Below are 16,624 nucleotides of genomic sequence, written 5' to 3' on the forward strand. Positions count from 1 at the left end.
CATCGCTTATTTCCACCAGTACTCGACCTGCAAACCGACGTTCGCACCGTGACGGGCGGTGCCGAACACACCGCTGTCGGACAGCGCGGAACCGGCCGCCAGTTCGTTGGCCGCGCGCTTGGCGGCCTCGTTCCAGCTGGCATAGGTGTAGTACAGGCGCACTTCCGGCCGGGCCCAGAAGTCTGGCCCCTTGGGTGACCAGGTAGGCGCGAAGGTGAACTTGCTGAGTTTGCGGGTGCCTCCCGGCGCCTCCACCTGATCGTGACCAAACTCGGTCACCAGCTTGAACTGCTCGGTGATGGCATAGGCCGGGCGCACGCCCAGGGAGATCCAGTTCTGGTCCTGGCCGTCGGGGCGAATGTCCTTCTGATAGACCGCCTCTACCTGGCCACCGAAGCGCGGGGTGACCTGCCAGTCGAAGAACTCCACCAGGCGATAGCTCTTGTTGCCGTCATCCAGGTAGGGATTGCCGGTGTAGCCCAGGCCGGTACCGGGACCCTCACCGTATTGCAGGGCCAGTTTGTTCTTGCCGCCGAAAAAGTCCTTCTGCACATGCTGGGTGGTAATCGCCCAGCCATTGTGGACACCACGGCGATCGGGCTTTTCCAGGTAGCTCAGGCCCAGCTCCAGCTCGCCGCCGGGATTGGTCTGGAAACCGGCAACGTTGAAGTCGTGACGGCTCACGGCCTGCTTCTGGTAGAGGTTGTCCTTGCGGGAAAAGGCGTAGCTGTATTTCAGATCGCCGATGCGCACGTCCTCGACCCCGCCGCCGGTGGCGCTCTGGTTCCAGTAGTAGAAGTCGGAAATATGGATGTCGTTACGCTTGTAGTAACGGCGCCCGGCCCACAACGAGCCGCCATTGAGGCTGGGCAGGTTCGACCACTGGGCGTACATCTGCGGCATGCGCGCCGAGCCGTTCTCGCCCTGGAAGGTCAGGTTGCGGTCGTAGCGGTTGTAGAGCGAAGCCATGCCGTCGACGCTGAGCACCGAGCCGTCTTCCAGGGTGTACAGGTCCTGGCGCAGCTCAAGCTCGGCGTACTGTTCACACTCGTTGCCCAGACGGTACTTGGACTGCGCGCCGGGCAACTGGAAGCAAGACTGCGAGCCACTGTTCACCGAGGTGCCAAGACCGCTGCGCAGGTACCCGGCAAACTCCAGGGCCTGGGCCGGTAACGGCAATGCCAGGCACAGGCAAGACGCCGCCAGACCGCGATTTATTGTTGTTTTCATAAGCCACCCCATTATTTTTATTGTGATGTTTGGATTCGTCGGAGCCGGTTTGGCGGCGAATGCCTGGGCCAGAAAGATCGCCTGGCCCGGTTCGCCGGCAAGCCGGCTCCTACAGGGTCAGGTGCAGGACGAAGGACTCGTAAGGCCGCAGGTGCAAGTGCTGGCTGCGCGGCTCGTGGTCCGGGTAGTTGCTGATCAGCAGACGCTGTTGCATGCCGGCGCTGATCACCGCTTCCGGCAACTCGACCTCACACGGCGAGCCGTAGAAGTTGTTCACCACCAGCAGGCGTTCGCCGTCGCCTTCACGCACATAGGCCCAGATCTGCCCATGCTCGGGCAACAACTGGCGATAAAGGCCGTGCTGGATCAGCGCCTCGTGACGACGCAAGGCAATCAGCCGGCGATAGTGATGCAGCACCGAATCTTCGTCGTCCAGTTGTGCCTCGACATTGATCTGGCTGGCATTGGCCGGTATCCCGATCCAGGGCTCGGCGCTGCTGAAACCGGCATTGACCCCGGCATTCCACTGCATCGGCGTGCGCCCGTTGTCCCGGGACTTCTGCTGGATCGCCGCCATGATGGCCTGCGGCTCTTCACCGGCCTCGCGCTTGAGGCGGTGGATATTCAGGGTCTCGACATCGCGATACTGCTCGATCCGCTCGAAGTGCGGATTGGTCATGCCCAGTTCTTCGCCCTGGTAGATGAAAGGCGTGCCCTGAAGCAGGTGCAGCGCGGTGGCCAGCATCTTCGCCGACACTACCCGATGCTCGCCGTCGTCGCCAAAACGCGAGACCACCCGCGGCTGGTCGTGGTTACACCAGAACAGCGCATTCCAGCCGCCACCGGCCTGCATGCCGGTTTGCCAGTCGGAGAGGATGCGCTTGAGTTCGAGGAAGTCGAAATCGGCCCGCAGCCACTTCTGCTGGTTGGGGTAGTCCACCTTCAGGTGATGGAAGTTGAAGGTCATCGACAGCTCCTTCGACTCCGGATGCGAGTAACGGATGCAGTGCTCCAGGCGAGTGGAGGACATCTCGCCGACATTCACCAGATCGTGCCCGGCGAACACTTCCCGATGCATTTCCTGCAGGTACTGGTGCACGTTGGGGCCGTCGGTATAGAAGCGGCGGCCGTCGCTCTGATCCTCGGGGAAATCCGCCGGCTTGGAGATCAGGTTGATCACATCGAGGCGGAAGCCGCCAACGCCCTTGTCGCGCCAGAAGCGCATCATCTTGAAGACTTCAGCACGCACCTGGGGATTGTCCCAGTTGAGGTCGGCCTGGGTGTGATCGAACAGGTGCAGGTAGTACTGCCCGGTCTGGGCCTCGCATTCCCAGGCGGAGCCGCCGAACTTGGATTCCCAGTTGTTGGGCTCATCGCGCCAGATGTAGAAATCCCGGTAGGGGTTGTCCAGGCTGCTGCGGGCCTGCTGGAACCAGGCGTGCTCGATGGAGGTGTGGTTGACCACGATATCCAGCATCAGCTTGATCCCGCGCTTGCCGGCTTCGGCGATCAGCAGCTCGCAGTCGGCCATGCTGCCGTAGCTGGGATCGATGGCGTAGTAGTCGCTGATGTCATAGCCGTTGTCCCGTTGCGGCGAGCGCAGGAACGGGGTCAGCCACAGGCAGTCGACCCCCAGCCAGTGCAGGTAGTCGAGCTTGTCCACCACCCCCAGCAGGTCACCGGTGGCCTGGCCTTGGTGGCTGTGAAAACTTTTCGGGTAGATCTGGTAGATCACCGAACGCTGCCAGTCTTGCATGGGGGAATCCTTTGGAAAGTGCGAGGGCGTTCGCCGGCGAGCCGGCGCCTACAAGGCCGGTCAGGCCACTCGGTAGCCGGGGCGGATGATCTTCAGGCTCAGGCCGCAGGTCAGGACAAAGGGCACCACCAGGGCGATGACCATGCCAATGACGAACGTCGGGATGTACTGGGGAATGATCGAAATGAACCCCGGCAGCCCACCGACGCCGATGGCCGAGGCCTGGACCTTGTTCAGCGAGAGGAAGATGCTGCCCAGGGCCGAGCCGATCAGCGCGGCGTAGAAGGGAAACTTGTAGCGCAGGTTGACGCCGAACATCGCCGGCTCGGTGATGCCGAAGTAGGCGGAAATCGCCGAGGTCGAGGCCATGCTGCGATCACGAGCATTGCGGCTCATGGTGAATACCGCCAGGGCCGCGCTGCCCTGGGCCAGGTTGGACATGACGATCATCGGCCAGATGAAGGTGCCGCCCTGGGTGGCGATCAGTTGCAGGTCGACGGCCAGGAACATGTGGTGCATGCCGGTGATCACCAGTGGTGCGTAGAGCAGGCCGAAAATGGCGCCCCCGAGCACGGGAGCCAGGTCGAACAGGGTGACCACGCCTTCGGTGATGAGGATCCCCAGGTGCCGGGTCACGGGCCCGATGATCGCCAGGGCCAGTACGCCGGTGACCACGATGGTCGTGATGGGCACCACCAGCAGGGTGATGGCGTTGGGCACCCGGGCCCGCAGCCACTTTTCGATCACGCTCATCACATAGGCCGCCAGCAGGATCGGCAGGATCTGCCCCTGGTAGCCGACCTTCTCGATCTGGAACAGACCGAAGATATCGAAGTACGGCAGGCTCTGGCCGTCCAGCCCGGCCACAGCCTTGCCATAGTTCCAGGCATTGAGCAGGTCGGGGTGCACCAGCATCAGCCCCAGGACAATGCCGAGGATCTCGCTGCCACCAAAGCGCTTGGCCGCCGACCAGCCCACCAGGGCCGGCAGGAATACGAAAGAGGTGTTGGCCATCAGGTTGATCAGGCTCCAGAGCCCATCCAGCCCCGGGTAAGCCTCAAGCAGGGTCTTGCCCTCGATGAACATGCCCTTGGCGCCCAGCAGGTTGTTCACCCCCATCAGCAGGCCCGCGATGATCAGGGCCGGCAGGATGGGCATGAACACATCGGAGAACACCCGCACCAGACGCTGCATGGCGTTGGTCTTTTCCGCGCCCTTCTGCTTCACGTCGGCAATGGTGGAAACCGCAAGGCCCGTCTGTTCTCGCAGGGCCGCGTAGACCTTCTCTACCTCGCCAGGGCCGATCACCACCTGGAACAGGCCACCGGTGAAGAACGAACCCTTGACCAGATCGATCTGGTTGAGTGTGGCGCTGTCGACGAGGCTCGGGTCCTTGAGGGCCAGGCGCAGGCGGGTCACGCAATGGGCCGCCTGTTCGAGGTTGTCGGCGCCACCGAGGCTGTGCAGCAACTCGCTGGCGATTATTGAATAGTCGTGGCTCATGCTTGTTCTTCCACCTGAGATTTTTGTTATTGGCAGCACGCCGAGGGGCAAATTACTCGTCTGTACGAGTTAAATCAATAACTCGTACAGACGAGTTTGAAATTTTCTTCCAGCGTGGCCCTGCGCCATGCTTTTTCCACCCGGGAAAGCATCACCAGGGCGCATGGACAAATGCCCCGTCCAGCCCTTAAGGTGCCTGCCTTGAGCACAGTCCGGCACAGAGCCATCCCATGAGCAAATACAACCAGATCTACAGCGATCTGCTTGCCAGCATCACCACCGAACGTCTGGAGCGTGGCGCCCGCCTGCCTTCGGAAAGCGAACTGATGGACAGCTACCAGGCCAGCCGCGGCACCGTGCGCAAGGCCATCGAACTGCTGCAGGAGCGCGGTTTCGCGCAGAAGATCCACGGCAAGGGCACCTTCGTGCTCTCGCCCAATCCCATCGAGTTCCAGCTGGGCGGCATCGTCAGTTTCCAGGAAACCTATCCAGGGCTGGGGGATGACGTCAGCACCGAGGTGGTGGAGTTCAGCCAGTTTCCCCTGCAAGGCGCCCTGCGCAACCATCTGCAGGCACAAGAAGGCAGCCTGATCACGCGGATCAAACGAGTGCGACGGATCGACGGCAAGCGGGTGATTCTCGACATCAACCATTTTGTCGCCGAGCTGATTCCGGGACTGGACCGAGAGATCGCCGAGCATTCGATCTACGCCTACATCGAACAGACCCTGCAACTGAACATCAGCTACGCCCAGCGAACCATCGAGGCCAGCCCAAGGAGCAAGGACGACCAGCAGCTGCTCGACCTGGACGGCCAGAGCCATGTGATCGTGGTGAGCAACCAGACCTTTCTCCAGGACGGGCGGCAGTTCGAATACACCGAATCACGGCACACTCTGGACAAGTTCTACTTCTCCGACGTGGCCCGGCGCTAATCCCCACCCTGCCCCGTCAGCCCAACAGGGCCACCAGCTCACCGCTGAGGGGGCCGATGCGCTTCGACTCCTTGGCGGTGTTCACCTGCTGCGCCACTCGCGCCACTTCGATCACCGGGTGCTTGAGGGGATAGCCGCCCTTGCTGTCCAGCCAGCTCAAGACTTCCGCCAGATGCCACAGCGAAGTGCTGCCTTCATGGATCGCCAGGGGAAAACTGTCGGCGTGACCGAGCATCAGTTTGCGCATGTTCTGCCGGGACACGCCGACGATCTCGGCGATCTCGCTGAGGCCGACAAAATCCGGGCTGGCCTCTACCAGCCGAGCCTCGGGAATGATCCGCTTGATATCCCCCAGGGCACTGAGCAGCGCCGCTTCGGCACTCTCGGCCTCGCGACTGAACTCCAGGGCCAGGCGCCCGGCCAGGCCGGTTCCCACCAGGACGTCAGTGCAACCCGCCGCACCGAGGCGCTCCACCAGTTGCAGCGGATCACTGTCCTCCAGCGGCAGCAGATAGTTGAGGGTGAACAGGTATTCCATGGTCCTTACTCCTTGCGGGCTGCCGGGGCCCTGGCCCCACGCAGCTGGTTCAGGGTGCAGTTGTCGATCACCCGGCATAGCGCCCGAGCGTGCTGGCTCGGGTTCTTCGGCGTGCGCCACACGCTGGTAATGCAGAACTCGCCACAGCGACACACCTCGTTGTTGTACGGGCAGTAGATCCGGCCCCAGGCACGGCCGCCGCCGACCTCAATGCGCCAGCCCTGCCATTCGGCGTAGCGCAGGGCCATTTCAATATCCTTCTTGGGATGAGTTGCACGAGCCATCCGTAGCCTCCAGTATCGCCAGCCATGCACGGTTGTCAACTGACAACCTTAAGCAATCCGATCAAACCCGCACCACGAACAAGCCGCAGTAAAAACAGCGGGGGAAGACCCAAGGGTAGAGAGAAGCCCGGGACAGAGCGCCGAACATGTCTTACGTGATATTGCCGGAAGGCGAAAAAGCGCCGCTTCTAAAGGTTCTGCAACACAAATGTCGATGTGTAACGGATTCAATCCCCCAGAAACGACAATGGCGATCGACACCCCAAGGTCCCGATCGCCATTGTTTACCGCGAATGGATCAAGCGCCGATCACTCGGCCCCGATCACTCCCACTCAATCGTGGCCGGCGGCTTGCTCGACACGTCGTAAGTGACGCGGGAGATGCCTTCGATTTCGTTGATGATCCGGCCGCTGACAGTTTCCAGCAGCTCGTAAGGCAGGTGCGCCCAACGTGCGGTCATGAAGTCGATGGTTTCCACGGCGCGCAGGGCCACGACCCAGGCGTAACGGCGGCCATCGCCGACCACGCCGACGGATTTCACTGGCTGGAACACTACGAATGCCTGGCTGACCTTGTGGTACCAGTCGGCCTTGCGCAGTTCTTCGATGAAGATGTGGTCGGCACGACGCAGCAGGTCGGCGTATTCCTTCTTCACTTCACCAAGGATGCGCACGCCCAGGCCCGGGCCCGGGAACGGGTGACGGTAGACCATGTCGTACGGCAGGCCCAGCTCCAGGCCCAGACGGCGGACTTCGTCCTTGAACAGCTCGCGCAGTGGCTCAACCAGCTTGAGGTTCATTTCTTCCGGCAGGCCGCCCACGTTGTGGTGCGACTTGATCACGTGGGCCTTGCCGCTTTTCGCGCCAGCCGACTCGATCACGTCCGGGTAGATGGTGCCTTGAGCCAGGTACTTGATGTTTTCCAGCTTGCAGGATTCGGCATCGAACACGTCGATGAAGGTGCGACCGATGATCTTGCGCTTCTTCTCCGGGTCAGCTTCACCGGCCAGGTTGCCCAGGAACTGCTCCTCGGCGTTGGCGCGGATCACCTTGACGCCCATGTTCTCGGCGAACATGGCCATCACTTGCTCACCTTCGTGCAGGCGCAGCAGGCCGTTGTCGACGAAGACGCAGGTCAGCTGGTCGCCGATGGCCTTGTGCAGCAGGGCCGCGACCACGGAGGAATCGACGCCGCCGGACAGGCCCAACAGGACGTTGTCGGTGCCGACTTGGGCACGGATCTGGGCAATCGCGTCTTCGGCGATCTTCGACGGCGTCCACAGTGCTTCACAGCCGCAGATGTCGAGGATGAAGCGCGAAAGGATGCGGCCGCCCTGCTTGGTGTGGGTCACTTCCGGGTGGAACTGCACGCCGTAGTAGCGCAGGTCGTCGTTGAACATGCCGGCAATCGGGCAGCTCGGGGTGCTGGCCAGGATGTGGAAGTCTTCCGGCATCTTGGTGACTTTGTCACCGTGGCTCATCCATACGTCGAGGCCGAACAGGCCATCGGCGTCGACGTGGTCTTCGATGCCGTCCAGCAGGCGGCTTTTGCCGACCACATCAACGCGGGCATAACCGAATTCACGCAGTTCGGAACCTTCGACCTTGCCGCCCAGTTGCTCGGCCATCGTCTGCATGCCGTAGCAGATGCCGAAGACCGGAACGCCCAGGTCGAATACCGCTTGCGGGCAGCGAGGGCTGTTGGCTTCGTGCACGGACTCGGGACCGCCGGCGAGGATGACACCTTTGGGAGCGAATTCGCGGATCGCTTCGTCGTCCATGTCGAACGGATGCAGTTCACAGTAGACACCGATCTCGCGCACGCGACGGGCGATCAATTGGGTGTACTGGGAACCGAAGTCGAGGATCAGGATACGGTGAGCGTGAATGTCGAGGGCCATGGTCAGTCTCGTCTAATTTCAGAAACGACACGGGGCTGAAAAACACAGCCCCGGTTACTAAATTCGTCAATCGCCTCCGGGCCTGAGCCTGGAGGCGATCACTATCAACCTACGCGATAGTTTGGCGCTTCCTTGGTGATCTGCACGTCGTGGACGTGGGATTCAGCCATGCCGGCGCCGGTGATGCGGACAAACTCCGGCTTGGTGCGCATTTCTTCGATGTTGGCGCTACCGGTGTAGCCCATGGAAGAACGCAGGCCACCCATCAGTTGATGGATGATCGCGGTCAGGGTGCCCTTGTACGGCACGCGACCTTCGATACCTTCCGGCACCAGCTTCTCGGCACCCGCGGAGGAGTCCTGGAAGTAGCGATCGGAAGAGCCCTGGGCCTGGGACATGGCGCCCAGGGAACCCATGCCACGGTAAGCCTTGTAGGAACGACCCTGGAACAGTTCGATCTCGCCCGGCGCCTCTTCGGTACCGGCGAACATCGAACCCATCATCACGCAGGAGGCACCGGCCACGATGGCCTTGGACAGGTCACCGGAGAAACGGATACCGCCGTCGGCGATCAAAGGAACGCCCGTGCCGACCAGTGCTGCTGCAACATTGGCGATCGCGCTGATTTGCGGCACGCCAACACCGGCAACGATACGGGTGGTGCAAATCGAGCCAGGGCCAATACCGACCTTGACGGCGTCAGCGCCAGCTTCGGCCAGAGCCTTGGCTGCAGCGCCGGTAGCGATGTTGCCACCGATCACCTGGACTTCAGGGAAGTTCTCTTTGACCCAGCGAACGCGGTCGATCACACCTTTGGAATGACCGTGGGCGGTGTCTACCACCACCACATCGACACCGGCGTTGACCAGCGCAGCAACGCGATCGCCCGTGTCTTTACCAGTGCCGACTGCAGCGCCTACACGCAGACGACCTTGATCGTCCTTGCTGGCCAGTGGGTAAGCCTTGGCTTTCTCGATGTCGTTGACGGTCATCATGCCCTTGAGGGCGAAGGCGTCGTCGACGATCAGTACGCGTTCGATGCGGTGCTTGTGCAGCAGTTCACGGACGGCGGTCTTGTCGGCGCCTTCCTTGACCGTGACCAGACGCTCTTTAGGCGTCATCACTTCACGGACGCTGACTTCCAGACGGCTTTCGAAACGCACGTCGCGGGAAGTCACAATGCCCACCAGATCGCCGTTGTGCAGCACGGGCACACCGGAGATGTTGTGCATGCTGGTCAGTTCGAGCAGATCACGTACGGTGGCGTCGGCTTCGATGGTGATGGGGTCTTTGACCACACCGGCTTCGAAACGCTTGACCTTGCGCACTTCGGCAGCTTGCTGCTCGATGGTCATGTTCTTGTGGATGATGCCGATGCCGCCTTCCTGAGCCATGGCAATTGCCAGACGGGCTTCAGTGACGGTGTCCATGGCGGCGGAAACCAGTGGAATATTCAGCTCGATGCCACGGGTCAAACGGGTCTTTAGACTGACCTCATTAGGCAGTACTTCGGAATAACCGGGCACTAAGAGGATGTCGTCGAAGGTGAGGGCTTCTTGGCTGATACGCAGCATCGCGGGGGCTCCCGGGCGGGAAAATGGAAGCGCGCCATTATACTCAGACACCTACCCGGGCTCAATGTAAAACTCTGTCTAATATCGCTGGAGTGATAGATGGAGATATCGCCACGCTACAGCTCGACCTTCACCCAACTCACTGGCTGATCCAGCCAATCGGCAAATTCGTCGATAAAGCTCTGTTTGAAGCCCGCCTCTGCCCAGTTGTTGAAGATGAACCCCAGGTTGGAAAAACCACAGGCCTGCAGGAACAGAAACCCGTTGATGTCATCTTCATGACCGCATTCGGGGCAGGTAAAGTTGTCGGTCCGCCCGGGCATCCAGTCTTCCAGGCTCTCGAACAGCGCTTCGCCCACTTCCTGGCGACACTCGGCGCAGCCGGCTTCTTCGAGAAAGCCTCTGGCCGGGGTATAGATGCAACGCTTGGTGATGATCTCCAGGCCATTGATCGGCTCGCCAAAAGGCAGTGCGTCCGGGCGCAGCACAACGTCCCGGGCACCGGCGGCAATGGCATGGCCCATGCGATTGCCGGTACGCCCACAGGTGCTCAGGGTTTCCTCGACGATATTCTTGCGCACCAGCCAACGCACAATGGCCCGAGCCCGGGGCTCGTGCACCGGCAGGGTGGAAATTTTCGGGACGAGGATGCTTTGCGAATTCATGGATAAGCCTGGAACATGCTGGGACGGTACGAACGCTTTCGCCGGCTAGCCGGCGCCTAGCATTAATTGTAGGAGCCGGCGGGCAGGCGAACAGATTTAAAGGCCCGCAGCTTAATCCCTGAACCTCGTAGGTCAAGTGCTCAGGTAGCGCCCGATCAAGGCAACACCACTGGCCAGCACCAACCAGGTCACCAGGCGCACAAAAGCTTCCCGAGACAGCCTCATGGTCAAGCGCCGTCCCACCCACAAGCCCAACGCCATCGCCGGCAGCAAACACCCAGCCAAGAGCAACAGCGGCAACTCGGCATACACCCCGGCCACGGCAAACAGACTCAGACGCACCACGGTGCTGCAACTGATCAACGCACTCTGGGTGGCCCGGGCCGGGTCCTTGGGCAAACGGCTGTTCAGGTAAATGGCATATAGAAAGCCGCCACTGCCGAACAAGGCACCAAACATCCCGCCGACAATCCCCATGGGCACTGACCACCCCACCGCCAAGCGTGTGGGACGCGCCTTAACCCACAAGCTGTAAACGGCATAAGCGCTGATAAACAGCCCCATTAATAGAAGCAACAAATCGGACTTGAGGTTGAGCAAAAAGATCACCCCCAAGGTACAACCCAGCGCCATGCACGGCAGCAAGCGCAACAACTCGGGCTTGGCCACATCCTTGCGCGACGGCAGCAGGTTGCCGAAGGCCGCGACAAAGTCGAGCAACACCAATAGCGGCACGATTTTCGACAACGGCATGAACAGGATCAGGATCGGCCCCGCCACCAGCGCCGTGCCGAAACCGGCAATGCCAAACACCACGTACGCCAGCGCGATCCCCAGACCGATGACCAGCCAACCGCCCGGACCGAAAGACCACTGGTTCAAACCCTCGATGATCACACTCATCACTGCAACTTCCTTAGTCAGTACGCAACGACTTTAGCCAGCAGCGAGCCTTGCGACTAATATCTTCAAAGTCGCCTACTCATCACAAAAAGGCATGTCTTGTGATTTCAACCCGTCAATTGCGCTACTTCGTGGAAATCGCCGAATGCGGCAGCTTCAGTGCTGCGGCAGAGCGCCTGTTCGTCGCCCAATCGGCCCTCAGCCGGCAGATCAAGGAGCTGGAAAGCCAGCTGCAAACCCCACTGTTCGAGCGCACCGCACGCCTGCCACGGTTGACCGCCGCCGGTGAGGCGTTCTTCCCCAAGGCGCGCAACCTGCTGAGCGAGCTGCACAAGGCCAGTGAACTGGCCACCCAGGTGGGCCAGGGGCAATTGGGCACGCTACGGCTCAGTCATTCCAGCACCGTGCCCATGAGCGGCCGCCTGCTGCAGGGCATCAGCGGTTATCTGCAATCCTGCCCCGGAGCGTCCATGGACATGGTCAAACTGTCCTCCGAGGGGCAATTGGAAGAACTCGCCGAAGGCCGGCTGGATATCGGCCTGCTGCGCCTGCCGGTACTGCGCCAGCGGGAAGGCGTACAGATCGTGCCATTGTTCAGTGAGCCGCTGCTGCTGGCAGTGCCTGCGGAGCATCCGCTGGCACTGGACCCTGCGCCTCATGGGGTGGACCTGGCACAGCTCAGGGACCAGGCCTTTATCTCCATCCCTCATCCACAGCGCGGCGGCTTGAGCTACCTGTCGGCCGAGCTGTGCATGCGCCAGGGTTTCTTTCCCAAGGCGGCGCGGGTGATGTCGCGCAAGACCACCCAGTTGCAGTTGATCCAGGCCGGGTTCGGCATTGCCCTGCTGCCCGCCTCGATGCAGGACATTGCCCCGGCCGGCGTCCGCTTCTTGCCCCTGGCCGATAGCGACTGCCAAAGCACCGTCGCCCTCGCCTATCGTCAGCAACCCACGCCCCTGGTGGCACAGTTCGTCGAATATTTGCGTGCTCACCTGGATCTGCCGATTTGCGTTGTTCCATTGCCAGACAGCCCTTTAAACTGAGCCCCATGATTAAAGATCCCTTTGCACGACTCGGCCTGGACCGCGAGGTCCTCACCGTCACCCAGCTCAACGGCCGCGCTCGGGTGCTGCTCGAGGATGTGTTCAGCAATATCTGGGTCGAAGGCGAGATCTCCAACCTTGCCCGCCCGGCTTCCGGCCATGTGTACTTCACCCTCAAGGACAGCGGCGCCCAAGTGCGCTGTGCGCTGTTCCGGCAGAATGCCGCGCGGGTCCGTCAAGCGCTGAAGGACGGCCTGGCGGTCAAGGTCCGGGGCAAGGTATCGCTGTTCGAGGGACGCGGCGACTATCAGCTGATTCTCGACACTGTGGAGCCCGCCGGTGACGGCGCCCTGCGTCTGGCTTTCGATGCGCTGAAGGAAAAGCTCAGCGCCGAAGGGTTGTTCAGTGCCGAACGCAAAGTAGCGTTACCGGCCCATCCGCAACGCATTGGCATTATCAGCTCGCCCACCGGCGCGGTGATCCGCGACATCATCAGCGTATTCCGCCGCCGAGCGCCCCAGGTTGCACTGACGTTGATCCCCACGGCCGTGCAGGGTCGCGAGGCCACGGCGCAGATCGTCCGCGCCCTGCAATTGGCCGATGCCCGAGGCTTCGATGCCTTGATCCTGGCTCGGGGTGGCGGCTCCCTGGAAGACCTCTGGTGCTTCAACGAAGAGGCGGTAGCCCGGGCGGTCGATGCTTGCGTAACGCCGATCGTCAGCGCCGTCGGCCATGAAACCGACGTCTCCATCAGCGACTTCGTCGCCGACGTAAGGGCCCCCACCCCTTCGGCCGCCGCTGAACTGCTGGCCCCCGACTCCAGTGACCTGCAACGCCGGGTCGAGAGCCTGCATCGCCGCCTGGTGATGCGCATCCGCGACCGGCTGATGCGCGACCGCTTACGCCTGGACGGCCTGGCCAGACGCCTGCGCCATCCGGGCGAACGTCTGCGTCAGCAAGCACAACGCCTGGATGACCTGGATATGCGCATGCGCAGGGCCTTCGAGCGCAACCTCAATACCCGTCGCGAGCGCCTGATCCGCCTGGAAACCCGCCTCGGCGCCCAGCATCCAGGACGGCAGCTGGCCCTGTTGCGCCAGCGCCTGGACAGCCTCGCCGAACGCCTGCCCCGAGCCATGCGCGAAGGCCTGAAAGCCCGACGCCTGCAGTTGCACAGTCAGATGCAGACCCTGCATGTGGTCAGCCCCCTGGCCACCCTCGGGCGCGGCTACAGCATTCTTCTGGACGACCGCGGCCACGCCATCCGCACTGCCGCCCAGACCCGCAATGGCCAGCGCCTCACCGCCCGCCTGGGCGAAGGCGAACTGCAGGTGCGAGTCGAAGACAACCACCTGACGCCTGTCACTCTTTCTCTATTGGACTGATCCATGCCGCGTTTTCTCGCTTCCCTGCTGTTGCTGTGCCTGGCCTTCAACGCCAACGCCGATAGCTACATCACTCGCCTGTTGAACAAACCCGTGCCTGGTGGCGTGGCGGTAGTGGACCTGGGCAGCGCAGCCCAGGCACCCAAGGCCAGCTACCAGGGCAAACCCGTGCTGGTGGTGAAGGAGCAGAACAACTGGCTGGCCATTGTCGGTATCCCCTTGACGGTCAAGCCAGGCACCCAGCAGATCAGCGCCGGCAACCGCAGCCTGAACTTCGTGGTGGGCAGTAAGAAGTACCCCGAGCAGCACATCACCCTGAAGAACCAGCGCCAGGTCAATCCGAACCCGGCTGACCTGAAACGCATCGATGGTGAACTGGCAGAGCAGCTCCGTGCCTATCGCAGCTTCAGCCCCAACACCCCGAGCAATCTGCTGCTGGACAAGCCAGTGAACGGGCCGCTGTCGAGCAAGTTCGGTGTGCGCCGGTTCTTCAACGGCGAGGAGCGCAACCCCCACGCTGGCCTGGATTTCGCAGTGCCGGCAGGCACACCGATCAAGACCCCGGCGGCCGGCAAGGTGATCCTGACCGGCAACTACTTTTTCAATGGCAACACGGTGTTCGTCGACCACGGCCAGGGCTTTATCAGCATGTTCTGCCACATGTCGAAGATTGACGTGAAGGTGGGTCAGTCTCTGGCCCGTGGGGCAGTGGTGGGCAAGGTGGGTTCGACCGGACGCGCGACCGGCCCGCATATGCACTGGAACATCAGCCTGAACGATGCACGGGTCGATCCGGCGATCTTTATCGGGGCGTTTCAACCCTGATCCCGGGCCCTGATCGCCGGCAAGCCGGCTCCCACGAGGATTGCGCAGGCCATCATGACTGCGCAATCGTTAGTATTCTTTCAAAGAATAGGCAGCATAAAATCTCGATATAGCTTCTATTTCGAGTATTCCTCTCAATTTTTTTCGACTGCTTGCCATCTCTCACCTCAGTGGTTAGGGTTGAGCACATGAAAACCTCTCACACCCTCATTCAGCGTCGTCAACACCGGAGCCTCTGCCTCGTCAGCGCACGACTGCCAGGCTGAATCGCGGTGCCTCATCCCCCTGCGTCAACACCTCACTCTTGACTCACCGGTAGGCCGCCTCTTTTCGGCCCGGACAATAAGGATTTCGCCATGACCATGCTCAAAGACCCATCCTCTAAGTACCGCGCGTTCCCGACCATCAACTTGCCGGACCGCACCTGGCCGTCGAAGACCATCACCAGCGCGCCGATCTGGTGCAGTTCGGACTTGCGTGATGGCAACCAGTCGCTGATCGAGCCGATGGATGCGGTCAAGAAGCTGCGTTTCTGGAAGACCTTGGTGGCCGTCGGCGTGAAAGAGATCGAGGCTTCGTTCCCCGCTGCCTCGCAAACCGACTTCGACTTCGTGCGCACCCTGATCGAAGGCGGCCACATCCCGGACGACACCACCATCCAGGTGCTGACCCAGGCCCGTGAAGACCTGATCGCCCGTACCTTCGAATCCTTGCGTGGCGCCAAGAAAGCCATCGTCCACCTGTACAACGCCACCAGCCCTTCGTTCCGCCGTATCGTCTTCAACCAGGACAAGGCCGGGGTGAAAGAGATCGCAGTGAACGCGGCCAAACTGTTCGTCAAGTACGCCGCCCAGCAGCCGGAAACCCAATGGCAGTTCGAGTACTCGCCGGAAACCTTCAGCGCCACCGAACTGGAGTTCGCCAAGGAAGTCTGCGACGCCGTGGTGGAAGTCTGGAACGCGACGCCGACCAACAAGGTGATCCTCAACCTGCCGGCCACCGTTGAAGTGGCGACGCCAAACATCTATGCCGACCAGATCGAGTGGTTCTGCCGCCACATCAACCGTCGTGACAGCGTGCTCATCAGCCTGCACACCCACAACGACCGTGGCACTGGTGTAGCCGCCACCGAACTGGGCCTGATGGCGGGCGCCGATCGTGTCGAAGGCTGCCTGTTCGGCAACGGTGAACGTACCGGTAACGTCGATCTGGTCACCGTAGCCTTGAATCTCTACACCCAGGGTGTAAACCCGGAACTGGACTTCTCCGACATCGACGGCGTGCGCAAAGTCGTGGAAGAGTGCAACCAGATTGCCGTGCATCCGCGTCATCCTTATGTTGGCGACCTGGTCCACACCGCCTTCTCCGGTTCCCACCAGGACGCAATCCGCAAGGGCTTCGCCCAGCAGAAAGCCGATGGCTTGTGGGAAGTGCCGTACTTGCCGATCGACCCGGCCGACATCGGTCGCAGCTACGAGGCGGTCATCCGCGTCAACAGTCAGTCGGGCAAAGGCGGTATCGCCTACCTGCTGGAACAGGAATACGGCATCAGCTTGCCGCGCCGCATGCAGATCGAGTTCAGCCAGGTGGTGCAACGTGAAACCGACCGCCTGGGTCTGGAGATGACTGCCCAGCAAATCCACGCGCTGTTGCACAGCGAATACTTGCAGGCCAACACTCCGTACGCGCTGGTCAGCCATCGCCTGCAGGAAGAAAACGGCCACAGCGCCGTGGAAGTGGAAGTGTCGAGCAAGGGCCAGGGCGAGACCAACCTGAACTGGCGTGGCAAGGGCAATGGCGCCCTGGAAGCCCTGGTGGCCGGCCTGCCGATTCCTGTAGAGATCATGGACTACAACGAACACGCCATTGGTGCGGGCACCAACGCCAAGGCCGCGGCCTACATCGAACTGCGGGTCAACGGTGAACGTGCGGTCCACGGTGTTGGTATCGACGAAAACATCACCACTGCCAGCTTCAAAGCGCTGTTCAGTGCCCTGAACCGCTCCCTGAGCGAGCAGGAAGCCAAGGCCGCTTAAGCAGCCCTGACAAAAAAGGCCCCGGGGAGTCCTGCTCCTCGGGGCC

General features: G+C 61.6%; 14 protein-coding genes. 5 read left to right on the forward strand and 9 right to left on the reverse strand.

Features of this window, described 5'->3' with window-relative positions; translation table 11 throughout:
* Positions 1-6: 6 nt before the first annotated feature.
* From ACSSVC_RS29145 to treP, 3 genes are all read right to left on the reverse strand, one after another.
* Positions 7-1,230, reverse strand: a complete 1,224-nt coding sequence (locus ACSSVC_RS29145; protein ID WP_346633974.1) for a maltoporin — start codon at positions 1,228-1,230, stop codon at positions 7-9.
* Between the two features lie 109 nt (positions 1,231-1,339).
* A complete protein-coding gene (gene treC, locus ACSSVC_RS29150; protein WP_492611776.1) occupies positions 1,340-2,986 on the reverse strand; it encodes an alpha,alpha-phosphotrehalase in 1,647 nt (548 codons plus the stop codon).
* 60 nt (positions 2,987-3,046) lie between these two features.
* Positions 3,047-4,489 carry a PTS system trehalose-specific EIIBC component gene (gene treP, locus ACSSVC_RS29155; RefSeq protein WP_123724683.1) on the reverse strand — a complete coding sequence of 481 codons (1,443 nt, stop codon included), beginning with the start codon at positions 4,487-4,489 and terminating at the stop codon, positions 3,047-3,049.
* 230 nt (positions 4,490-4,719) lie between these two features.
* On the opposite strand from treP, the gene treR reads away from it, so the two are divergent.
* Positions 4,720-5,424: a trehalose operon repressor gene (treR, locus tag ACSSVC_RS29160; RefSeq protein ID WP_346633972.1), complete on the forward strand. Its 705-nt coding sequence runs from the start codon at positions 4,720-4,722 to the stop codon at positions 5,422-5,424.
* Positions 5,425-5,440: 16 nt separating this feature from the next.
* Here the strand turns inward: treR and ACSSVC_RS29165 are convergent, their stop codons facing one another.
* From ACSSVC_RS29165 to ACSSVC_RS29190, 6 genes are all read right to left on the reverse strand, one after another.
* Complete coding sequence (locus tag ACSSVC_RS29165) at positions 5,441-5,962, reverse strand: helix-turn-helix transcriptional regulator (protein WP_492611777.1); 522 nt, start codon at positions 5,960-5,962, stop codon at positions 5,441-5,443.
* Between the two features lie 5 nt (positions 5,963-5,967).
* Positions 5,968-6,246 carry a hypothetical protein gene (locus tag ACSSVC_RS29170; protein ID WP_492611778.1) on the reverse strand — a complete coding sequence of 93 codons (279 nt, stop codon included), beginning with the start codon at positions 6,244-6,246 and terminating at the stop codon, positions 5,968-5,970.
* A 323-nt stretch (positions 6,247-6,569) separates the two neighbouring features.
* On the reverse strand, positions 6,570-8,147 hold the full coding sequence (gene guaA, locus ACSSVC_RS29175) for a glutamine-hydrolyzing GMP synthase (RefSeq protein WP_025129574.1): 1,578 nt from the start codon (positions 8,145-8,147) through the stop codon (positions 6,570-6,572).
* A 104-nt stretch (positions 8,148-8,251) separates the two neighbouring features.
* Complete coding sequence (gene guaB / locus ACSSVC_RS29180; protein ID WP_025129573.1) at positions 8,252-9,721, reverse strand: IMP dehydrogenase; 1,470 nt, start codon at positions 9,719-9,721, stop codon at positions 8,252-8,254.
* A gap of 116 nt (positions 9,722-9,837) precedes the next feature.
* On the reverse strand, positions 9,838-10,386 hold the full coding sequence (locus tag ACSSVC_RS29185; RefSeq protein ID WP_346633970.1) for a sugar ABC transporter ATPase: 549 nt from the start codon (positions 10,384-10,386) through the stop codon (positions 9,838-9,840).
* Between the two features lie 132 nt (positions 10,387-10,518).
* On the reverse strand, positions 10,519-11,289 hold the full coding sequence (locus tag ACSSVC_RS29190) for a sulfite exporter TauE/SafE family protein (protein WP_404937586.1): 771 nt from the start codon (positions 11,287-11,289) through the stop codon (positions 10,519-10,521).
* Positions 11,290-11,390: 101 nt separating this feature from the next.
* Here ACSSVC_RS29190 and ACSSVC_RS29195 point away from each other — a divergent pair, with 101 nt between their 5' ends.
* From ACSSVC_RS29195 to leuA, 4 genes are all read left to right on the forward strand, one after another.
* Complete coding sequence (locus tag ACSSVC_RS29195; protein ID WP_492611779.1) at positions 11,391-12,332, forward strand: LysR family transcriptional regulator; 942 nt, start codon at positions 11,391-11,393, stop codon at positions 12,330-12,332.
* 5 nt (positions 12,333-12,337) lie between these two features.
* Positions 12,338-13,717: an exodeoxyribonuclease VII large subunit gene (xseA, locus tag ACSSVC_RS29200; RefSeq protein WP_346633967.1), complete on the forward strand. Its 1,380-nt coding sequence runs from the start codon at positions 12,338-12,340 to the stop codon at positions 13,715-13,717.
* A gap of 3 nt (positions 13,718-13,720) precedes the next feature.
* Positions 13,721-14,542 carry a M23 family metallopeptidase gene (locus ACSSVC_RS29205; protein WP_123724692.1) on the forward strand — a complete coding sequence of 274 codons (822 nt, stop codon included), beginning with the start codon at positions 13,721-13,723 and terminating at the stop codon, positions 14,540-14,542.
* A 356-nt stretch (positions 14,543-14,898) separates the two neighbouring features.
* A complete protein-coding gene (leuA, locus tag ACSSVC_RS29210) occupies positions 14,899-16,578 on the forward strand; it encodes a 2-isopropylmalate synthase (protein WP_346633965.1) in 1,680 nt (559 codons plus the stop codon).
* Positions 16,579-16,624: the final 46 nt, after the last annotated feature.

Source organism: Pseudomonas sp. E1BtOHC1 (assembly GCF_058744285.1).